The organism is Streptomyces sp. ISL-36 (assembly GCF_018614205.1).
Taxonomy (GTDB): domain Bacteria; phylum Actinomycetota; class Actinomycetes; order Streptomycetales; family Streptomycetaceae; genus Streptomyces.
In genome coordinates this window covers 1-18,389 of sequence record NZ_JAGGOS010000081.1, presented here as the reverse complement: position 1 = coordinate 18,389, position 18,389 = coordinate 1, and the positions used below count along the sequence as shown (strand labels likewise).

10 protein-coding genes are annotated in these 18,389 nt (G+C 73.9%); all 10 read left to right on the top strand.

What is annotated here, in order from left to right; genetic code table 11:
• Entirely contained in the window at positions 1-1,092 is a 1,092-nt protein-coding gene (locus tag J7E93_RS21095; RefSeq protein ID WP_215071478.1) for an LLM class flavin-dependent oxidoreductase, read from the top strand.
• A 56-nt stretch (positions 1,093-1,148) separates the two neighbouring features.
• Complete coding sequence (locus tag J7E93_RS21090) at positions 1,149-2,792, top strand: ABC transporter substrate-binding protein (protein WP_215071477.1); 1,644 nt, start codon at positions 1,149-1,151, stop codon at positions 2,790-2,792.
• The gene (locus J7E93_RS21085; protein WP_215071476.1) at positions 2,792-3,742 is read left to right on the top strand and encodes an ABC transporter permease; all 951 of its coding nucleotides are present in this window, start codon (positions 2,792-2,794) and stop codon (positions 3,740-3,742) included. Before J7E93_RS21090 ends, J7E93_RS21085 begins: the two co-directional genes overlap by 1 nt.
• Before the next feature lie 107 nt (positions 3,743-3,849).
• Positions 3,850-4,659 carry an ABC transporter permease gene (locus tag J7E93_RS21080; protein ID WP_251066864.1) on the top strand — a complete coding sequence of 270 codons (810 nt, stop codon included), beginning with the start codon at positions 3,850-3,852 and terminating at the stop codon, positions 4,657-4,659.
• A complete protein-coding gene (locus tag J7E93_RS21075; protein WP_215071474.1) occupies positions 4,656-6,524 on the top strand; it encodes an ABC transporter ATP-binding protein in 1,869 nt (622 codons plus the stop codon). The genes J7E93_RS21080 and J7E93_RS21075 overlap by 4 nt, the downstream gene beginning before the upstream one ends.
• A gap of 67 nt (positions 6,525-6,591) precedes the next feature.
• The gene (locus tag J7E93_RS21070; protein WP_215071473.1) at positions 6,592-7,773 is read left to right on the top strand and encodes an acyltransferase; all 1,182 of its coding nucleotides are present in this window, start codon (positions 6,592-6,594) and stop codon (positions 7,771-7,773) included.
• The gene (locus tag J7E93_RS21065; protein WP_215071472.1) at positions 7,770-9,056 is read left to right on the top strand and encodes a cytochrome P450; all 1,287 of its coding nucleotides are present in this window, start codon (positions 7,770-7,772) and stop codon (positions 9,054-9,056) included. Before J7E93_RS21070 ends, J7E93_RS21065 begins: the two co-directional genes overlap by 4 nt.
• Before the next feature lie 129 nt (positions 9,057-9,185).
• A complete protein-coding gene (locus J7E93_RS21060; protein ID WP_215071471.1) occupies positions 9,186-9,380 on the top strand; it encodes a ferredoxin in 195 nt (64 codons plus the stop codon).
• Positions 9,381-9,382: 2 nt separating this feature from the next.
• Positions 9,383-10,366: an alpha/beta hydrolase gene (locus J7E93_RS21055; protein WP_215071470.1), complete on the top strand. Its 984-nt coding sequence runs from the start codon at positions 9,383-9,385 to the stop codon at positions 10,364-10,366.
• Between the two features lie 79 nt (positions 10,367-10,445).
• Positions 10,446-18,389, top strand: a 7,944-nt coding sequence (locus tag J7E93_RS21050; protein WP_215071469.1) for a type I polyketide synthase, incomplete at its 3' end; no start/stop codon positions are given.

Here is an 18,389-nt window from a genome sequence, read left to right as displayed (position 1 = left end):
ATGACCAGCCCCGGCCGTATCCCGCTCTCCGTCCTCGACGTGGTGCCCGTCTTCGAGGACGGCTCCGCCACCGCCGCGCTGCGCGACACCGTGGCCCTCGCCCCGCGCGTCGAGGCCCTCGGCTACCACCGCTACTGGGTCGCGGAGCACCACAACACCCGCAGCCTCGCCACCTCCGCGCCCGGCATCCTCATCGGCCGGCTCGCCGCCGCCACGAGCACCCTGCGGGTCGGCTCGGGCGGTGTCCTGCTGCCCAACCACGCGCCGCTGGTGGTCGCCGAGCAGTTCGGCACCCTGGAGGCCCTGCATCCGGGCCGGATCGACCTCGGCCTGGGCCGCGCGCCGGGCACCGACCCGGTCACCGCCCGCGCCCTGCGCCGGTCGCCGGACCGCGGCGAGGACGACTTCCCGCGCCAGATCGCCGAGCTCGGCGGCTACTTCGCCCCCGGCGACCCCGACTCCGGCATCGTCGCCGTCCCCGCCGCCGACGGGCGGCCCGACCTGTGGATGCTCGGCTCCAGCCCCGCCAGCGCGGAGGCCGCCGGAGCGCTGGGCCTGCCGTACGCCTTCGCGCACCAGATCAATCCGCACGCCTCGGCCTTCGCACTGGACCGCTACCGCGCTTCGTTCCGGCCCTCGGCGCACCTGGACCGGCCCCGTACGCTCGTCTCCGTCCTGGTCACGGTCGCCGAGACCGACGAGGCGGCGCGCGCGGTCGCCTCGCCGTACCTGCTGGGCAAGATACGGATGCGTACGGTCCGCCGCTTCGACGCCTTCCCCTCCACCCGTACGGCGGCGGCACACGCGTACAGCGCGGCCGAACGGAGCTTCCTGGACGAGCTGGTGGCACCGCAGCTGATCGGCGCACCGGACACGGTCCGCGACAAGCTGGCCGCGCTCCTCGCACGGACCGGCGCCGACGAGGTCATGGCCCTCACGGTGGTGCACGACCAGGAGGACCGGCTGCGCTCCTTCGAACTGCTCGCCGAGGCCGCCCGGGGAACCGGACCGGCGGACGGCGCGGGGCCCGAGGCCGCGGACGGCACCGTCGTCCACGCGCAGGGCGCGGACGACGGTTCAGTCCGGCTTTAGTCCCGCTCGCGACAGTGGACACGGTCCCCGCACCCGTCAACCGTCCCGGAGTACGTATGCACTCGCCTCGCCAGGCGCGCAGAGCCGTCCTGCTGTCCGCGCTCGCTCTCGTCACCGTGGCCGTCCCCGCCTGCTCGGCCGGCGGCGGTCCGGCGCCGGCCGGCGGCGCCCGGCCGGTGACCGGCGGCTCCCTCGTCTACGCCACGGACCATGAACCGGACTGCTGGGACCCGCACACCAGCGCCCAGGACGTCACCGCCTTCGTCCAGCGGCCGGTCTTCGACTCGCTCGTCTACCAGACGCCGGACGGCGACCTGAAGCCCTGGCTCGCGAAGTCCTGGCGGACCGGCGCGGACGGGAAGACGTACACCTTCACACTCCGCGACGACGTCACCTTCCACGACGGGACCCGCCTGGACGCGGCCGCCGTCAAGGCCAACTTCGACCATGTCACCGCCGCGAAGACGCAGTCCCAGTACGCGGCCGGCCTCCTCGGCCCCTACGTGGGCACGACGGTGAAGAGCCCGACGGAGGTGGAGGTGCGCTTCAGCCGGCCCTACGCCCCCTTCCTCCAGGCGGCCAGCACCACCTACCTGGCCATCGCCGCCCCGGCGTCGCTGAAGGCCGGCGCCGACCGGCTGTGCGCCGGCAAGGACGCGGTGGGCAGCGGTCCGTTCAAGGCCGGTGCCTACACCCGGGGTCAGCAGCGCGCCTACACCAGGAACCCCGACTACGCCTGGGCCCCCGAAGGCGCGGGGCACACCGGCCCGGCCCGGCTGAACTCCTTCACAGTCCGCTTCATCTCCGAGGACGCCACCCGCGTCGGCGCGCTCACCTCGGGCCAGGTCGACGCCGCCGGAGCCGTACCTGCCCAGCAGACGGCCCTCGTCAAGCGCGACTCCCGACTCACGCTCGACACCCGGGCCGTGCCCGGCGCCGTCGACGCCTTCTATCTGAACACCAAGAGCCCGCTGTTCTCCGACGTCCGGGTCCGCAGGGCCTTCCAGCGGGCCGTCGACCTCGACGCCGTCGTCCGCTCCGTCTTCCAGGGCACCGGCGTCCGCGCGTGGAGCACCCTCTCCCCCACCACCCCGCACAGTTACGACCCGACGCTGGAGAAGAGCTGGCCGCACGATCCGAAGCGAGCCGCCGAACTGCTCGACGAGGCAGGCTGGACCGGGCGGGACGGCGAGGGCTACCGCACGAAGAACGGCAGGACCCTCACGGTCGAGGCACCCGTCTACGGCAAGCCGAGCACCTTCTCCCAGGCCGTGCAGGGTGAGCTGAAGAAGGCCGGCATCAAGCTGGACCTGGCGGCCTCCACGGACGCCGTCGAGGTTTCCGGACGGCTGGACGCCGGCCGTTACGACGTGGTCGAGACCTCATGGGCACGGGCCGACGGGGACATCCTCAGCCACTTCTTCCTCTCCACCGAGACCTCCGAGGGCGGCGGCCACAACTTCGCCCGGGTCGCGGATCCGCGGGTCGACACCTGGCTCAAGGACGCCCAGGCAGCCCCGGAGAGCGCGGCGCGCGCCGCCTCCTACGCGAAGGTGCAGCGCTGGTCGCTGGACCAGGCCGCGGTCGTTCCCCTGTACGTCGAGCAGTCGACGGTCGGCGTCAACAGGCGGGTGCACGGTCTACGGCAGTCGATCTCGGCGTGGCCCGAGTTCTACGGCGCCTGGGTCGAGGCCCGCTGATGCCGGCGGCCGTCCGGTACCTCGCCGCCCGGCTCGGCGCGGCGGTCCTGGTCGTCTGGGGGGCGGCGACCTGCGCCTTCGTCGTGCTGCAACTGGTGCCGGGGGACCCGGTGGACGCGGTGGTCGGCTCACAGGCCCTGGTCGACGCGGAGCAGCGGGCGGAGATCCGGCAGCGCTACGGGCTCGACGACCCGCTCGCCGTGCAGTACCTGGCGTATCTGGGCCGCCTCGCCAGGGGCGATCTGGGTGACTCGTACCAGCTCCAGCAGCCGGTGTCCCGGGTGCTCGCGGAGCAGCTGGCGCCGACCCTCCAACTCGCTTTCCTGGCCACACTGGTGGCCCTGGTCCTCGCGGTCGCGGTGACGGTGCTGACCACCGGCCGGGCCCGCTGGCCGCGCCGGGTGTCGGCTCTGCTGGAGCTCGTGGTGGTGTCCACCCCGTCGTTCTGGTTCGGGATCATGCTCCTCACGGTGTTCTCCTTCCGGCTCGGCTGGTTCCCCGTCTCCGACAGCGGGGACGCGCGCTCCCTGGTGCTTCCGGTGCTCACGCTGGCGCTGCCGATCGCGGCCGTCCTGGCACAGGTGATGCGGGAGGGACTCCTGGACGCGCTGGAGCAGCCGTTCGCGCTCACCGCCCGGGCCCGTGGGCTGCGCGAGCCGACCGTACGGTCCCGGCACGCCCTGCGGCACGCGGCGCTGCCCGCGCTGACGCTGGCGGGCTGGTTCACCGGCACGCTCCTCGGTGGCGCCGTGGTGGTCGAGAACGTCTTCGCCCGCGCCGGGATCGGCCGGATCACCCTGCAGGCGGTCGGCGGCCGGGATCTGCCGGTGGTACAGGGCGTGGTGACGCTGTCGGCCATCGCCTTCGTCGTGGTCGGCGCGCTGGTGGAGGTGCTGTACGTCGTGGTGGATCCCCGGCTGCGCAAGGGAACGGGGGTGGCCGCCGCATGAGTTCACGACCACCGACGGCACGAGAGCGACACCGGCGACGCCGGCGACATGAGGTACCGGAGATGCGCGAGCCGCGAGAGACACGACGAAGAGGGGGGATACGGGGGATGCGCATCCGGCCGGGGGTGGCGGTGGCCGGGGCCGTGCTCCTGCTGATCCTGCTCGCGGCGCTGGCGCCCGGGCTGTTCACGGGCGTCGGCGCCACCGACACCGATCCGCTCAACGCGCTGCGGCCGCCGGACGGCGCGCACTGGTTCGGCACCGACCAGCTGGGCCGGGACGTGTTCGCCCGGGTAGTGCACGGCACCCGCTACTCCCTGGCGATCGGAGCGGCCGCCACGGGCGCGGGCGTCGCCGTCTCCGTGGTGTGGGGGCTGGCCGCGGCGCTGTCCGGGCGGTTCGGCGACACCCTGCTGATGCGCGGGGCGGATGTGCTCCTCGCCCTGCCCGGACTGCTGCTCGCCCTGCTCGTGGTGCTGGTGGCCGGCAAGGGCGTCACCGGGACCACGATCGCGGTGGCCGTCGGGACCGCGCCGGGATTCGCCCGGGTGGTCCGGGCGCAGGCGCTGGTGGTGCGCCGCTCCGGGTACGTGGAGTCCGCCGTCGCCCTCGGTGTGCGGCGGCCGCTGATCGTCGTACGTCATGTGCTGCCGAACACGCTGGGGCCGCTGGTCGTCCTGGCCACGGTGACGCTCGGAGCGTCCATCTCGACCGGGGCGGCGCTGAGTTATCTGGGGCTCGGGGCGCAGCCGCCGACCCCGGAGTGGGGGGCGATGCTCACCGAGGGCCAGGGCTTCCTGGACCAGGCGTGGTGGATCGCCCTTTTCCCGGGACTGCTGCTGCTCGGCACGGTCCTCGCGGTGACGGTGGTGGGCCGCCACGCGCAGACACGAGCCGAAGGGCGGGCCTTCTCATGACCGGTACGCGGCTGACCCGTACCCGTACCCGGACCGCGGCGGTCGGGACCACGAAGGGAGCCAGGGCCAAGGCCGGGGACGGCACCGGGGCCGAAGCCACGGAGAAAGGCACGGACAGAGCCACGGACGAAGCCACGGACGGAGGCACGGTGGGAGTCACGAGCGGCGGCGGTACGGAGGACCGGCCGCTGATCGAAGTGGCCGACCTGGACATCCGGTTCGGCACCGGACCCGGCCAGGTGCACGCCGTCCGCGGCGCCTCCCTGGCGCTGGCCGCCGGGCGCTGCCTGGCGCTCGTCGGCGAGTCCGGTTCCGGCAAGAGCGCGCTCGCGCGCAGCCTCCTGGGCCTGGCCGGCCCCACCGCCTCCGTGAGCGCGGCGCACCTGCGGCTCTTCGGGCAGGACGCGCGCCGCTTCGGCGACCGCGACTGGCGGACCGTCCGGGGGCGGCGGATCGGCCTGGTGGCGCAGGACGCGCTGGTGGCGCTCGACCCCCTGCGTCCGGTGGGCAAGGAGATCGCCGAACCACTGCTGACCCACCGGATCGTGCCCCGGTCGCAAGCCGGTGAGAGGGTGGTGGAGCTCCTGGAGCGGGTCGGCGTGCCCGAACCGGCCGAGCGGGCGGCGAGTCATGTGCACCAGCTGTCCGGGGGGTTGCGCCAGCGGGCGCTGATCGCCTCGGCGCTCGCCGCCGAACCGGGCGTGCTCATCGCGGACGAGCCGACGACCGCGCTGGACGCCTCCGTGCAGGCCCGGATCCTCGCCCTGCTGGGCGAGTTGAAGGCGGGCGGCACGGGGCTGCTGCTGATCAGCCATGACCTGGCGGTGGTCGAGGCGCTGGCCGACCGGGTGGCGGTGATGAAGGACGGCCGGATCGTGGAGTCCGGTCCGGTGGCCGACGTGCTCGAACGGCCGCGCCACGCGTACACGCGGGCGCTGCTCGCGGCCGTACCCGGGAGCGGCAGGCGGGAACGGGCCGAGCCGACCGGGCCCGCCGGCCGGGCGTCGACGGCGAGGGTTCTCGCGGGCGAGCCCCTGCTCGTCGCCCGGGATCTGGCCAAGGAGTTCAAGGGGCCTGGTGGCCGTCGGCGTACCGCCGTGTCCGGGGTCTCGTTCACGCTGCGGCCCGGCGAGTCCCTCGGCCTGGTCGGTGAGTCGGGGTCGGGGAAATCCACGCTGGCCCGGATGGTGCTGGGCCTCGTGGCGCCCGACGCCGGGGAGATCCATCTGGCGGGACGGGCGTGGAGCACGGCTCGCGAGCGGGACCGGCGTCCGCTGCGCGGCACGCTGCAACTGGTGCCGCAGGACCCGCTCAGCGCCTTCGACCCGCGCTGGAGCGTGGAGCGGATCGTCGGCGAGGCGCTGGCCGCCGCGGGGGTCCCGCGTCAGGAGCGGCGCGCGCGCACGCTCGGGCTCCTCACCCAGGTGGGACTGGACGGGGACCATCTGGCGCGCCGCCCCTCGGCGCTGTCCGGCGGGCAGCGCCAGCGAGTGGCGATCGCCCGGGCCCTCGCGCCGGGGCCACGGCTGCTGGTCTGCGACGAGCCGGTGTCGGCGCTGGACGTCTCCGTACAGGCACAGGTCCTCGACCTGCTGCGGGAGCTCCAGGAATCGCTGGGCCTGGCGACGCTGTTCATCTCGCACGACCTGGCCGTGGTACGGGAGGTCTGTGCCCGGGTGATGGTGATGAAGGACGGCCGGATCGTGGAGTCGGGCCCGGTGGACGAGGTGTTCGCGGCGCCCTCCCATCCGTACACGCGGACCCTGCTGGAGGCGGTGCCGAAGCGGGCCCGGGCCGCGGTACGGACGGAGGGAACGGCCGACCCGGGGGTGGGGCACGCGCCGACGGCGCAAGAGCGGCTTTAGATCCGGCCAACTGGCGGCTGTCAGCCTGAGCGCGCCCGTTCCCGCCATCAGCCGGAGGTCACCGTCCATGCCCAGCCCACCACCCCCCTCCGCCCCCTCCCACGCATCCAGACTCCCGTCCCTGACGGGACTCCGGTTCATCGCGGCGCTGCTCGTCTTCGCCTTCCACACCACCTGGCAGACCCGGTTCGTGGGAGGGTCCGGGGGCGAGGCGCTCGGTGACGTGTTCGCCAACGCCGGTTTCTACGGCGTCAGTTTCTTCTTCGTGCTCAGCGGCTTCGTGCTGACCTGGTCGGCCCGGACGGGCGACACCGCGCCCCGGGTCTGGCGCCGCCGGCTGGCGAAGATCTACCCCAACCATCTCGTCACCTTCGCCCTCGCGGCCGTGGTGATGCTGATCGCCGCCGACCCCTTCACCACGAAGGGGACCATGGCCAACCTCTTCCTGCTCCAGGCCTGGTTCCCCGACATCACCGTGCCGAACACGATGAACGCGGTCAGCTGGTCCCTGTCGGTCGAGCTCTTCTTCTACCTGAGCTTCCCGTTCCTGCTGCGGCTGCTCAACCGCGTACCGGTGGCCCGGCTGTGGCCGCTGGCCCTCACGCTCGGCGCGTTCACCGTCGTCGCGCCGGTGATCGGCCAGTATGTCGTCACCGGGACCCCGCTGCCGTTCATCGACGACGGCACGCTGTCGTTCGAACAGATCTGGTTCGTCTACTTCTTCCCGCCCGTGCGCGCCCTGGAGTTCCTCCTCGGCATGGTCGCCGCCCGGCTGGTGCTGGCGGGCGTCTGGCCCCGGCTCGGGCTGCTGCCCGCCGCACTGATCGCCGTCGGCGGGTACGCCGTCAACTCGCTGGTGCCGTACCTGTACGGGGTCGCCGGCACGGCCGCCCTGTGGCTGACCCCGCTGGTGGCCGCGGCGGCGCTCTCCGACGTCCGGGCGAGCCGTTCGCCGTTGCGCGGGCGGGTCCTGGTCCGGCTGGGCGAGCTGTCGTTCGCGTTCTACATGGTGCACGGGCTGGTCGTGACGTACGGGCACCGCTGGCTGCTCGCCGACCAGGACGTGCCGGTGGCGGCCGGAGCCGGGCTGCTGGTCGCCGCGTTCCTGGTCAGCTTCTCCCTGGCGCACGCGCTCTTCAGCTGGGTGGAGACCCCGCTGGTCCGCAGGCTCGGCGCGCCCCGCCCCGTACCGCCCGCTCCCGTGCCGGCGGCCGTGCCGCGCACCGCCACCCTGGAGGCGAAGGAATGACAGAGACGACCGGAACGACCGGAACGACCGGGACGGCTGGGACGACCGGGACGGCTGGGACGACCGGAACCACGGGGACGGCGGGGGCGGGTGAGGGCGGCCTGCCCACGTATCCGCAGGCCCGAAGCTGCCCCTTCCAGCCGCCCGCCGGATACGACCGCTACCGCGCGGAGGGGCCCGTATCGCTCGTGGAGCTGTACGACGGCCGGCGGGTGTGGGCGATCAGCGGGCACGCGGAGGCCCGCAAGGTGCTGCTCGACGCGGCCACCTTCTCCTCCGACCGGGTGCACCCGCACTATCCGGCCACCGCGCCCCGCTTCGAGGCGGCCCGCAAGGTGCGCAACTTCATCGGGATGGACCCGCCGGAGCACACCGTCCAGCGCCGCATGCTGCTGTCCACGTTCACCGTCAAGAAGGTGGCGGCGCTGCGACCGGGCATCCAGCGCCTGGTCGACGAGCTGATCGACGCCGTCGAGGCCAAGGGGCCGGTGGCCGACCTGGTGCCGGACTTCGCCCTGCCCGTACCGTCCATCGTCATCTGCGAGCTGCTCGGCGTCCCGTACACCGACCACGCCTTCTTCGAACAGCAGTCGCGCCGGGTGGTCACCGGCACCACCACGCTGGAGGACAGCGCGGACGCGTTCGCCCAGCTGAGCGCCTATCTGGACGGTCTGATCCGGCGCAAGGAGCAGGAGCCCGGCGACGGCCTCCTCGACACGCTCATCGCCGAACAGCTGACGCCGGGCCACCTCTCCCACCGCGACCTGGTCGACATCGCTCTGCTGCTGCTCGTCGCCGGGCACGAGACCACCGCCAGCGCGATCGCGCTCGGGGTGTTCACGCTGCTGCGGAACCCGGACCAGCTGGCCGCGCTGCGGGCCGACCCCACCCTGCTGCCGGGGGCGGTGGAGGAGCTGCTGCGCTACATGGCCATCGCCGACGGGGTGGCCCGGTTCGCGACCACCGACACCGAGTTGGCCGGGCACGAGATCAAGGCCGGTGACGGGGTGATCGTCGTCATCTCGACGGCCAACCGGGACGAGGACGCGTTCCCGGGCGCCGACGCCTTCGACGTGGCACGCGGCGCGCGGCACCACATCTCCTTCGGCCACGGAGTGCACCAGTGCATCGGGCAGAACCTCGCCCGGGCCGAGATGGAGATCGCCCTGTCCACCCTGTTCCGCCGGCTGCCGGGGCTGCGCCTCGCGGTGCCGGCAGCGGCGCTCCCGCTCAAGGAACCGGGTGGCGTCCAGGGCATCTGGGAACTGCCCGTCACCTGGTGAACGGAGCGCGGGCCACCGTCAGCACAGCAGCGTGAGCCCACCCACGCCGACACAGCAGCACCCGTACACCAGCACCCGTACAGCAGAACCCGTACAGCAGCGTTAGCACAGCAGAAGGGACCTGAGAACATGCGCATCACGGCCGACACCCACCGGTGTCTGGGCGCGGGACAGTGCGTCCTGTCCGACCCCGACCGTTTCGACCAGTCGGAGGAAGGAACGGTACTCGTCCTGCGGGCATCGGTGACCGGCCCCGAGGAGGAGTCGCACGCCCGCGAGACCGTGGCGCTGTGTCCCTCGCAGGCCCTCGCGCTGGAGGCCTGAGCATGCCGGTCGAAGGGCGTCTGGCCGACGCGGTCGCGGATCACCGGGGCAGGCTGCTGAGCCTCGCCGAACTGCCGCCGGTACCCGGCGTCGACGTACGGGAGCGCATGATTCCGGGGCCGGCCGGCGGTCCGGACGTACGGGTGCGGATCTACCGGCCCCGTGCCGAGCCCGCCGCACTGCCCGCGGTGTTGTGGATCCACGGCGGCGGGTTCTGTCTGGGCAATGTGGACTCCGTGCATGTGGGGGCCGCGCAGGCCGCGCTGCACGCGTCGGCGGTGGTCGTCGCGGTCTCCTATCGGCTGGCCCCTGAACATCCGTACCCGGCGGGTCTCGACGACTGCTGGGCGGCGCTGGAGTGGACGGCGGGCCACCCGGGCGAGCTGGGCGCCGATCCGGCCAGGGTCGCGGTGGCCGGGGCGAGTTCCGGTGGCGCCCTGGCCGCCGGGCTCACCCTGCTCGCCCGCGAGCGCGGCGGGCCCGCGCTGTGTTTCCAGCACCTGAGCACCCCGGTCCTCGACGACCGGCTGGCGACCGCGTCGATGGCGGCGTTCACGGACACCCCCGTCTGGAACCGGCGGCTGGCGGAGGAGAGCTGGCAGCTGTACCTGGGTGAAACCGCGGGCGGAGCCGGGGACGGGGCCGGGGCCGGTGGCGCGGGCGGCCGGGGCGGGGGTCCCCGGGGCGCGGTCCACGACCGGGACCGGCTTCCTGTCTCCGCGGCGCCGGCGCGGGCGGCGGATCTGAGCGGGCTGCCGGCCGCCTACCTGTCGACGGCGGGCCTGGACCCGCTGCGCGACGAGGGCCTGCTCTACGGGACGCGGCTGGCCCAGGCCGGCGTACCGGTGGAGCTGCACAACTTCCCCGGCGCGTACCACGCGTTCGTGGGCGGTGTGTCGCCCGAGCAGCTGCAGCACATCGGGGCGGAGCACCTGCGGGCCCTCCGGGCGGGGCTGCACGGCGGTGGTCCGGCGGCCGGGTTTTAGAACGCCCAAAGAGCCCCGTTAGGGCAGGTGGTGAGCCTGGTACCGCATTCGTCCTCGACGAGGGAGTACGTGACAGACCATGGCCAACCCCCACTCCGCACCCATCGCCGTCGTCGGTCTCTCCTGCCGCCTCCCGGGAGCCGCCGACCCCGCCGCCTTCTGGCGGCTGCTCAGCCGGGGCGAGCACGCGGTGGGGGAGCCGCCGACGGGCCGCTGGTCCGCCTCGGCTCCCGCGCGGGGCGCCTTCCTCGACGAGGTCGACCGGTTCGACGCCGCGTTCTTCGGGATCGCGCCGCGTGAGGCGGCCGCCATGGATCCCCAGCAGCGGCTGATGCTCGAACTGGGCTGGGAGGCCCTGGAGGAGGCCGGGATCGTGCCCGGGTCGCTCGCGGGGAGCCGTACCGCGGTCTACGCGAGCGCCATCTGGGACGACTACGCGGCGCTCCACCACCGGCGCGGCGAGGCGGCGGCCGGCCGGCACTCGCTCACCGGTCTCGGCCGTGGGCTGCTCGCCAACCGTCTCTCGTACGTCCTCGGGCTGACCGGCCCCAGTCTCACGGTCGACGCCGCGCAGTCCTCCTCCCTGGTCGCGGTGCATCTCGCCTGCGAGAGCCTGCGGCACGGGGACGCCGACCTGGCGGTGGTCGGCGGGGTGAACCTGATCCTGTCCCCCGGCAGCAGCGCGGACAGCGCGAAGTTCGGTGCCCTGTCCCCCGACGGCCGGTGCTTCACCTTCGACTCCCGCGCGAACGGCTACGTCCGGGGCGAGGGTGGCGTCGCCGTCGTCCTGAAGCCGCTCGACCGGGCCGTCGCCGACGGCGACCGGGTGCACTGCGTGATCCTGGGCAGCGCCGTCAACAACGACGGGGCCTCGGACGGACTCACCGTGCCGGACCGCGCCGCACAGGAGGCCGTCCTGCGGGCGGCGCACGCGCGTGCCGGCACGGACGCGGACCCCGCCGCGGTCCAATACGTCGAACTGCACGGCACGGGTACGCCGGTGGGCGACCCCGTCGAGGCAGCGGCCCTGGGCGCCGCACTGGGCGCGGGCCGCCCCGCCGGCCGCCCGCTGCTCGTGGGCTCGGCGAAGACGAACGTGGGGCATCTGGAGGGCGCGGCCGGCCTGGTGGGTCTGCTGAAGACGGCCCTCGCGGTGTCCCGGGGGCGCATCCCCGCGAGTCTGAACTTCCGTGAGGCGAACCCCGCCATCCCGCTGGAGGAGCTGGGGCTGCGGGTCCAGACCGCGGACAGCCCCTGGCCGGCGCCCGAGCGGCCGCTGATCGCCGGTGTGAGCTCGTTCGGCATGGGCGGCACCAACTGCCATGTGGTGGTGGGCGAGGCCGCTCCCGTGTCGGCCGGTGACGGCGCCGGCGATGCCGGTGACGCCGGTGACGCCGGAGACGGCGGTGACGTGGCCCGCGGTGGTGCGACCGGCGCGGGTACGGGTGCGGGCGGCGCGCCGGTGGCGTGGCTGCTGTCGGGGCGCGACGCGGGGGCGTTGCGCGCGCAGGCCGGACGCCTCCATCGGGATCAGGAGGACACCGCGCACTCGGCGGTGGACACGGCCTTCTCCTTGGCGGCGACCCGGACGCTCTTCGACGAGCGGGCCGTGGTGGTGGCGCTGGACCGGGCCGGTCTGCTCGACGCGACGGCCGCGCTTGCGGCGGGGCATGAGCATCCGTCGGTGGTACGGGGGACGGCGACCGGCAGGGCACGGACCGCGTTCCTGTTCACCGGACAGGGCAGCCAACGCCCCGGCATGGGACGCGAACTCTACGACACGTACGAGGAGTACGCGAACGCCTTCGACCAGGTCTGCGCGGCCCTCGACCCCCACCTCGACCGACCCCTTAAGAACATCGTCTTCGCCGAGGACGGGGACGGGGGCGGGGACGAGAACAATGACGGGGCCCTTCTCCACCTCACGCAGTACACCCAGCCCGCCCTCTTCGCCCTCGAAACCGCGCTCTACCGCCTCCTCACCGCCTGGGGCATCACCCCGGACGTGGTGGCCGGTCATTCCATCGGCGAGCTGACGGCCGCGCATGTGGCGGGGGTCCTCTCCCTGGACGACGCGGCCCAGCTCGTGGCGGCGCGCGGCCGGCTGATGGGTGAACTCCCCACCGGCGGCGCCATGACGGCCGTCGAGGCGACCGAGAACGAGGTGCTGCCGCTGCTCGGCGAGCGGGTGACGCTCGCCGCCGTCAACGGACCCACCTCCGTGGTCGTCTCGGGAGACGAGAACGAAGTCCAACGCGTCGCCGACCACTTCGCGGCCCAGGGCCGGCGCACCCGAGGGCTCACCGTCAGCCACGCCTTCCACTCCCCCCACATGGACCCGATCCTCGACACCTTCCGCACCATCGCAGACGGACTCACCTTCCACCCCCCGAAGATCCCGGTTGTGTCCGATGTGACGGGTGAATTCGCGACCGTCGAGGAGCTGACCTCCCCCGACTACTGGACCCGGCACATCCGCGAGGCCGTCCGCTTCCATGATGTCGTGCGGACGCTCGACGGCGCCGGTACGACGGTCTTCCTGGAACTCGGGCCGGACGCCGTGCTGACCGGGATGGCGCGCGGGACGCTCCAGGAGACGCCGGACGGCCACGGCCGGGCGCTGCTCGCGGGTCTGCGGCGGGGGAGGCCGGAGGCGCCGGCCCTGCTCACCGCCGTGGCGGGAGCCCATGTGAACGGTGCCGCCGTGGACTGGGCCGGCATGTTCGCGGCCCGGGGCGGCCGGGCGGTGCCGCTGCCCACCTACGCCTTCCAGCGTGAACGCCACTGGCTGGAGGACGGCCCGCACAGGGACGTGGAGACGGCGCCCCCTGCTCCCGCGGTCGTTCCGGCTGCCGAGGAATCCGGTGTCGTACCGGCGCTCGCGGGCCCCGATCCGATCGAGCTGGTGCGGACGCAGATCGCGTTCGTGCTCGGTCACGTCACGGCCGAGGCCGTCGACACCTCCCGGAGTTTCAAGGATCTCGGTTTCGACTCGCTCTCGGGGGTCGAGCTGCGCGACCGCCTCCAGAGCGCGACCGGGCACTCCCTGCCGTCGGCGCTGATCTACCACCACCCGACGCCCGAGGCCGTGGTCCGGCTGCTGGAGGAGCGGAACGCCGGTACGCGGCCCGGCGGCGACCCCGCGTCCGCTGCCGGGGCCCGTCCCACGGTGGCCGAGGCCGACCCGGTCGTCATCGTGGGGATGGCCTGCCGCTATCCGGGCGGGGTGGGCTCGCCCGAGGAGCTGTGGGAGCTCGTCGCCTCCGGCGGGGACGCCATCGGACCGTTCCCCGGGGACCGGGGCTGGGATCTGGCGGCGCTCTACGACCCCGACCCGGACCGGTCGGGGACCACGTACGCCCGCGAAGGCGGGTTCCTGGCGGGGGCCGGGGACTTCGACGCCGAGTTCTTCGGGATCAGCCCGCGTGAGGCCGCCGCTATGGACCCGCAGCAGCGGCTCCTTCTGGAGACCGCGTGGGAGGCGTTCGAGCGGGCCGGCATCGCCCCGGACCGTCTGCGCGGGGCACGGGCCGGGGTCTTCGTCGGTGCGACGAACATGGACTACGGGCCGCGCCTGCACGAGGCGGCCGAGGGCTACGACGGTTATCTCCTGACCGGCAGCACGGCCAGCGTCGCGTCGGGCCGTCTGGCCTACACCTTCGGCCTGGAGGGACCGGCGGTGACCGTGGACACCGCGTGCTCGTCCTCGCTGGTCGCCCTGCATCTGGCCGTGCAGGCACTGCGCCAGGGCGAGTGCGACCTGGCGCTGGCCGGCGGGGTCAGCATCATGCCCACGCCGGGGATGTTCCTGGAGTTCAGCCGGCAGCGAGGCCTTGCTCCGGACGGCAGGTGCAAGCCCTTCTCGGCGGCGGCCGACGGCACCGCCTGGGCCGAGGGCGTCGGGCTGCTGCTCGTGGAGCGGCTGTCGGACGCCGAGCGCAACGGGCACCAGGTCCTCGCCGTCGTACGCGGCTCCGCCATCAATCAGGACGGCGCCAGCAACGGCCTGACCGCCCCGAACGGCCCCTCCCAGGAGCGGGTCGTCCGGCAGGCCCTGGCCACCGCCGGGCTGACGAGCGCCGATGTGGACGCCGTCGAGGCACACGGCACGGGCACCCGGCTCGGCGATCCCATCGAAGCGGACGCGCTGCTCGCCACGTACGGGCAGGACCGTCCCGTGGACCGGCCGCTGTGGCTGGGCTCGCTCAAGTCGAACATCGGGCACACACAGGCCGCGGCCGGGGTCGGCGGCGTCATCAAGATGGTCGAGGCGATGCGCCACGGCGTCCTGCCTCGCACGCTGCACGTCGACGAGCCGTCCCCGCATGTGGACTGGTCGGTGGGCGCGGTCGAGCTGCTCACCGAGGCCCGGGAGTGGGCCGAGGACGGGCGACCCCGGCGGGCGGCGGTGTCGTCCTTCGGTATCAGCGGCACCAACGCCCACGTGATCCTGGAACAGGGACCGAAGCCGGTCGCGGCCGCGACGGTCGCGGGTCCGCTGCTGCTGCCGCTCTCCGCGCGCACGGCGGAGGCCCTGCCGGCGCAGGCCGAGCGACTGCACACCTACCTGACGGAACATCAGACCCTTGATGTGACACAGGTGATGGGTGCGCTGGCTCGGGGGCGGGCCGCCCTTGCCCACCGTGCGGTGCTGTTCGCGGACGATCGGGAAGATCTTCTGGCGGGGCTCGCCGCGCTTGCGGCGGGGCATGAGCATCCGTCGGTGGTACGGGGGACGGCGACCGGCAGGGCCCGTACCGCGTTCCTCTTCACCGGACAGGGCAGCCAACGACCCGGCATGGGACGCGAACTCTACGACACGTACGAGGAGTACGCGGACGCCTTCGACCAGGTCTGCGCGGCCCTCGACCCCCACCTCGACCGATCGCTCAAGGACATCGTCTTCGCCGAGGACGGGGACGGGGGCGGGGACGAGAACAATGACGGGGCCCTTCTCCACCTCACGCAGTACACCCAGCCCGCCCTCTTCGCCCTCGAAACCGCGCTCTACCGACTCCTCACGGCGTGGGGCATCACCCCCGACCAGCTCATCGGGCACTCCATCGGCGAATTCACCGCCGCGCACATCGCCGGAGTCCTCTCCCTCGACGACGCGGCCCAGCTGGTGGCGGCGCGCGGCCGGCTGATGGGTGAACTCCCCACCGGCGGCGCCATGACGGCCGTCGAGGCGACCGAGGACGAGGTGCTGCCGCTGCTCGGCGAGCGGGTGGCACTCGCCGCCGTCAACGGACCCACCTCCGTGGTCGTCTCGGGAGACGAGGACGAAGTCCAACGCGTCGCCGACCACTTCGCGGCCCAGGGCCGGCGCACCCGAGGGCTCACCGTCAGCCACGCCTTCCACTCCCCCCACATGGACCCGATCCTCGACACCTTCCGGACCATCGCAGACGGACTCACCTTCCACCCACCCAAGATCCCGATCATCTCCACCCTCACCGGCACCCTCGCGACCACCGAGGAACTCACCTCACCCGACTACTGGACCCGCCACATCCGCGAAACCGTCCGCTACCACCAGGCCGTCGAGACCCTGCGGGGTCTGTCCACGGCCCTCACCGTCGAGGTGGGCCCCGACGCCGCCCTCAGCGCGGCCACCCCGGGAGCCGTTCCGCTCCTTCGCCGCAACCGTCCGGAGCGGCACACCCTGCTCACCGCGCTCGCCACCGCCCACGCGAAGGGTGCGGACCTCGACTGGTCCGCGCCCCACCCGGGCCCGCAGGCGCACCTGGACAACCTGCCCACGTACCCCTTCCAGCACCGGCGCCACTGGCTCAGCGCGCCCCTCGGGCCCGCCCGGCTTCAGGGGCTGCCGACCGTCACCCACGCCTTCCTGGGCTCCCGGATCGAACTGGCGGCGGACGGCTCCCTCGTCCTGTCGGGGGAGCTGTCGGCCGCCGCCCAGCCCTGGCTCGCGGATCACCGGATCGCGGGCCAGGTCCTCGTACCCGGCACCGCGTTCCTGGACCTGGCACTGGTGGCCGGTGAGCAGGCGGGCACTCCGCGCGTCGCGGAACTGACCCTTGAGGCCCCGCTCGTCCTCACCGGTGACCGGCCCGTACAGCTCCAACTCGCGGTCGCTGCACCCGACGACCGGGGAGCGCGCGCCCTGTCCGTACACGCGCGGCCGGCGGAGGGAACGGGCCCCGACGCGGGCACCGACGGCGAGTGGACCCGGCACGCCGGCGGGATGCTGACGCCGGCCGCCGCCGGTCGTACCGACGAGCCGGCGGGGGCCTGGCCGCCGCCCGGTGCCGAGCCGGTGGATCCGGACGCGCTGTACGAGGGCCTCGACGCCCTCGGGTACGGCTACGGGCCGGCCTTCCGGGGCGTACGGGCCGCCTGGCGGCTGGGCGAGGAGCTCTACGCCGAGCTGGAGCTGCGGGAGGAGGAGTCGGCGCGGGAACCGGAGGGCTTCGCCCTGCACCCGGCGCTGCTCGACGCGGCGCTGCACCTTCCGGTGGCCCGCGCGGCCGAGACCGGCGACGGCGGCCTGTCGCTGCCGTTCTCCTGGTCGGGCGTGGAGCTGCACGCGACCGGTGCGTCCGCACTGCGGGTGCGCTGGGCGGACGGCCGGCTGACGGGTGTGGATCCGCAGGGGCGGACCGTCGTCTCGGCGGAGGCGCTGGCCCTGCTGCCCGTGGACGCGGCACGGCTCGCCGAGGCCGCCGGACGGCGGCGCGATCTGCACCGGGTCGTCTGGCAGGCGGTCACGCCGCCCGCCGAGTCCGCGGTCGAGTCGGCGGTCGAGTCGGCGGGCAATGTGCCCCTTGTCGACACTGTGGACGAGGTCGGCGCGGACGTTCCGCCGCTGGTCGCCGTCCGCGTACCGGCGGGTCGTGGGGCGGCCGCCCATGCCCTCGGGCAGGTGCGGGCGTGGCTGGCCGAGGACCGGTTCCGCGCGTCCCGACTGCTCTTCCTCACGCGGGGCGCGGTCGCCGCGGCCGCCGGGGACGAGGTCTCCGACCCGTGGGCGGCCTCGGCGTGGGGGCTGGTGCGTTCGGCGCAGTCGGAGCATCCGGACCGGTTCGTCCTGGCCGACATCGACTCCGGCCCGGGCTCGGCGCGCGCTGGGCAGTCGGAGGAACCGGAGGAGCTGGAGGAGCTTGGCGCGCTCGCGGCCGCCGCACGCACGGAGCCCCAACTCGTGCTTCGTCGGGACGGTGTGGTGCGCTCCCCCCGGCTCGTACGCGCGGACGCCACCGAAAAGAGCACCGAGGGCACCGAGGACACCGCCGACGACACCATCGAGGGTGGCGCCGAGCCGTCCCTTCTCGACGGGCTCGCGGACCGCACGGTCCTGGTCACCGGTGGGACTGGCTCGCTGGGCCGACTGCTCGTACGGCACCTCGTGGAGCGGCACGGCGTACGGCACCTGCTGCTGCTCAGCCGGTCCGGTGCTTCGGCCGACGGGGCCGAGGAGCTGCGGGCGGAGCTGCGCGCGGCCGGTGCGACGGCCGAGTTCGCGGCCGTGGACGCCGCCGACCGCGAGGCGCTGGCCCAGGTGCTGGACTCCGTGTCCGCCCGGCATCCGCTCGGCGCCGTGTTCCATCTGGCCGGCGCGCTGGACGACGGTACGGTCGAGAGTCTGACACCGGAGCGACTGGACGGGGTGCTGCGGCCGAAGGCGGACGCGGCGTTCCATCTGCACGAGCTGACCCGGGAACGGGACCTCGACCTGACCGCCTTCGTCCTGTTCTCCTCGGTCAGCGCACTCGCCGGTACGGCCGGTCAGGCCAACTACGCGGCCGCCAACGCCGTTCTGGACGCCCTCGCCGAGCACCGGCGGGCCCTGGGCCTGCCCGGCGTCTCGCTGGCCTGGGGCCTGTGGGACACCGAGGACGGGATGGCGGGCGGTCTCGGCGCGGCGGAACGGGCGGGCTGGGCGCGGTCCGGGTTCACCCCGCTGACCGGCGCCGAAGGCCTCGCCCTGCTCGATGCCGCTCCGGCGGCCGGGGCGGGCGCGCTGGTTCCCGTACGGCTCGACCCGTCGGCCCTGCGCGAG